The sequence below is a fragment of the uncultured Gimesia sp. genome (genome assembly GCF_937919775.1).
GTDB lineage: Bacteria > Planctomycetota > Planctomycetia > Planctomycetales > Planctomycetaceae > Gimesia.
Genome location: NZ_CALFPF010000715.1, coordinates 1 through 3,939 on the forward strand (window position 1 = coordinate 1; position 3,939 = coordinate 3,939).

The window sequence follows — 3,939 nt, forward strand, 5'->3', positions numbered from 1 at the left end:
CGCTTCCAGAGAGGCATCGGTCTGGCTGGCTTTCTCGCGTTCAGCGAGATAGTGCGAAGCGTAGCCTGACATCTGTTCGACGAATTGCAGGTAACCCGGGTGAGCCTGTTTCGGGGCATTCGATCGCTGGAAGATTTCGATCACACCAATTGGTTTTTTGCGAATTGATAATGCGGCGACGATAATCAGGTTATCTGTCGGCAAATGCACGTCAGTGTCATTGTCTGCTGTAAAAATACGTGCTTCCGCAGTCGACAGCACATCAGATAAAAGCCGCTGGTTCTTCAATATGGCTTCCGGTTCTTCGTAAAAACCGGTGTCTGCCAGATTCACTTCACTGGTGATTGCAAGTCGACCACTGTCATCAATGATCCAGGCAGCGCCAGCAGTCGCGCCCAGACCAGCCACAACTCTTCTGAGAAATTCACGGAAGAACGTTTCCGGCGCCACATTGGAATGAGCGAACTCTTCGATTTCCCGTGCGATACGAATGACGCGTTCGCGGGTCTGGGTGGGTGATTGAGTGCTGGTCATTGAGTTAGATTACCTGTTTGATTTTCGAATATTCCAGTATTTATTTTTCAAAAGAACAAAGTCTTCAGAAAGTATACGGTAAGAAGAGACAGAAAATATGGTTTTTTGATGCGTTCTCACACCAATTTCATACTCTGGACAATCTTACATACCATGATTTTATTAAGTAACGTGACCGTTTGCAAAATCCCATTTCACCGTAAACTTAATTTTTCCCGTATGTTGCGTAAATGAAACGGAAGATTTGTGTAACCCGTCTAAGAGCACAGAATCATATAAACGGTATCTAAAGTTAAAAGACGGTCAAATATTTAAAGTATAACATGCGTACGAAGAGAACTAAGCATAATTTATAATCTGACAGTGACTTACAACGAATCCACAGATCAAAGCACCGCTCGGCTTCAAGGACGGGCCGTAAGAGTGGGGTATATGGGATGATTGTGTCGTATGTGCGGACGGGATGTACTGCTTCAACAAGGCGTTACGTCCCGAACCGACCCTTAAAAAACACTATAGCATTATTAAAAATCGCTTGTCAGCGGGGGGCTTGAACCGTTAGATATTAGGCTCAGAAGTGTCTATATTTATATGTCGATAAAATTTTGTCAGAGATTGTCGAGCGAAACCGGAAGGGAAGTTTTTTGGCTTTCCATCAATACAACAGATTCAGATTTTAGGATGAAGTAATGAAGTTAAACCTGATGAAATCTTCTTGCTGTGCAATGCTGATGATCGGATTAAGCCTGATGCTGACTGTACGAAGTCTGGATGCAGACGATCAGGCGAAAGAAAAGCCAGTGTCGGCTACACCCGGTTCTGCGATTATTATCAATGAATGCCGCATCAAACTGATTGATCGGGTGATCCTGGGATGTGATCGTCCCGGTGTATTGCAATATGTAGAACCCAACGAAGGAGAATCGGTCAAAAAAGGGCAGGTCGTTGCCGCACTCAAGAGCGACGCATTAAAAGCGTCTCGCAAGACGGCTGAAAAGCGTTCTACCAATGATATTGAAATTCGTTATTCGCAAAAGGCCAGAGATACCTCCTACGTCGAACTGGAAATGAATCTGGATATTAATAAACGAGTCCCGAATACCATTTCAAGACTGGATATCAAGCGTCTGGAACTCACTGCAGAAAAAAGTGACCTGCAAATTGAACAGGCCGAACTGGAATTCGATATGAGTAAATTGCAACTTGAGGAAATTGACGCACAGATTGAAGAGACCAAAGTCATTGCCCCCTTTGATGGTATCGTCACGAAAAAATTTCACGCGACGGGCGAAGTCGTACGTCACGGCGATGAAGTTTTGGAAATTGTCAGTACCAAACGGGTTAAAGTGGAAGGCTATGTGAATATTGAAGATACCTGGAAGTTTCACGTAGGAACACCGGTTGAAGTTCAGTTAGACATTCATGGAATCCGACTCCCCATCGAAGAGGAAAAGTTTCATGGTAAAGTCATTTTTATCGATGTGGAGGTCGAGCCGATTCATGGAAAATCCATTCGTGTCTGGGCAGAAGTGGAAAATCCGGAGAATCTTCTGAAAGCCGGTTACATGGCGACCATGAAAATTTTACCTGACAAGTCGAGCAGTAAAGTCGCCCAGGAAACATCTGTCAAGAAATAGTTTTCGACACTCTCGATTTTCTGACGCCAAAGAGTTTTCCATTTCTGTAAAAGACCATCACTGCACATGAGCACTTTAAGCGAATCCATGACTTCCTCAACCGAACGGCCCATTCCGTTGAGCGTGCGCGATGATTTGATCAGCAAATGGATTCACTATAAAGGGCTCGGGTACTGGGTGATCAAAGATCCGGTATCACTGAAATACACACGACTCCATCCTGAGCAGTTTTTTATTCTGAATCTCTTGAATGGGGAACGCTGTCCTGAAGAGATTAAGGACGAGGTGCATCGGCAGTATCCGACTTTACTGCTTTCGATCTCTGAGATTCAGCAATTAATTTCCGACTTGTATCGAAAAGGCCTGTTGACCAGTGGACGTCCGGGGCAAGGCGTAACGCTGATTAAGCAGCGTCGGGAAGAGCATAGCAAGAAATTAATCACTACCTTTAAAAATTTGATGTATCTCAGGCTTCCCGGCTGGGACCCGGAAACTTCGTTGCAGCGGTTATACCCGTATGTCAAATGGATGTGGCGTCCCTGGGCGACAACGATGCTTGCGTTGTTCATTATTTCATCCTGGGCATTAATAGGTGTGCAGTTTGAGGCGTTTCGAAGCCGCTTACCCGAATTTCAGCAGTTTTTCGGCTGGCCTAACATGATTTACATGTGGTTTGTGCTCGGTGCCGCAAAAGTGGTTCACGAGTTTGGGCACGGGTTATCCTGCAAACACTATGGCGGTGAATGTCATGGCATGGGAATCATGTTTCTGGTATTCAGCCCGTGTCTTTATTGTGATGTGTCGGACTCCTGGATGCTGAGAAATAAATGGCAGCGCATTATTATTGGCGGCGCGGGCATGTATATCGAAGTGATCATGTCGGCAGTTGCTGTCTGGGTCTGGTGGTTTACTAAGCCGGGGCTGCTGAACCATCTGGCATTAAACCTGTTTTTCGTATCAACAGTCACGACCGTGATCTTTAATGCCAACCCATTGATGCGATTCGATGGTTATTACATGATGAGCGATTTACTGGAAATTCCCAACCTGAGGCAAAAAGCCGATAAGCATCTCCGTGATACCTTTGCCTGGTATTGCCTGGGGATTGAATCGCAGCGTGATCCCTTTATGCCGGAAACGGGAAAATTCTGGTTTATTGTCTATGCGATTTCAGCTGGCTTGTATCGCTGGTTCATCATGTTCGGGATTACGCTCTTTCTTTATACCATGCTGAAACCGTACGATTTGCAGAGTATTGGAATCACACTGGCCGTTGTTTCTGTCGGGACGTTTATCTGGGGTATTGTCTCCAATATTTACAAAATTATTTCTGCACCGAGGACCGAACCCATGAATTACTTTAAGGTATCAGCGACTCTGACGGTCACTGCCGCTGTGATCCTTGGAATTCTCCTGATCCCAGTTCCCATGCATTTTGAAGCCCCCTTCATTGTGGAAGGGTATGGTGTGAAGCATGTCTACACGACGGAGAGTGGTCGATTGGAGCAGGTGTATGCCGAACCGGGACAGTATGTGGAAAAAGGCCAGTTGCTGGCAAGTATCGTGAACATCGAAAAAGAAGATGAACTCAACAAATTAAAAACAGATCGACAGGTTCAGGAAGGGGAGATTCGAAAATTTCTGGCGCTGGATGATCAGGCTGGTGTAAAGGTTGCCAAAGAAAAACTCGTGACGATCGAGGAAAGAATTGCTGAAATTGAAGAACAGCTCCGTAATATGAAGGTGATCGCACCCATCAGTGGAATAG

At 45.4% G+C, this 3,939-nt stretch carries 3 protein-coding genes; 2 read left to right on the forward strand and 1 reads right to left on the reverse strand.

The genetic code is table 11. The features are described from left to right. Nucleotides 1–534 (reverse strand): hypothetical protein (locus Q0294_RS20205; RefSeq protein ID WP_299469062.1); only part of this gene is annotated, 534 nt, incomplete at its 3' end. 704 nt (nt 535–1,238) lie between these two features. Here Q0294_RS20205 and Q0294_RS20210 point away from each other — a divergent pair. Together Q0294_RS20210 and Q0294_RS20215 are read left to right on the forward strand one after the other, a co-directional pair. Further along, complete coding sequence (locus tag Q0294_RS20210; protein WP_299469064.1) at nt 1,239–2,171, forward strand: efflux RND transporter periplasmic adaptor subunit; 933 nt, start codon at nt 1,239–1,241, stop codon at nt 2,169–2,171. Nucleotides 2,172–2,237: 66 nt separating this feature from the next. Then, nucleotides 2,238–3,939: biotin/lipoyl-binding protein (locus Q0294_RS20215; protein WP_299469066.1), on the forward strand; the 1,702-nt coding region annotated here is incomplete at its 3' end.

What these genes read in the sequence shown, in the direction of transcription:
- Q0294_RS20210 (WP_299469064.1), top strand. Translation starts at nt 1,239, where the DNA reads ATGAAATCTTCTTGCTGTGCAATGCTGATGATCGGATTAAGCCTGATG.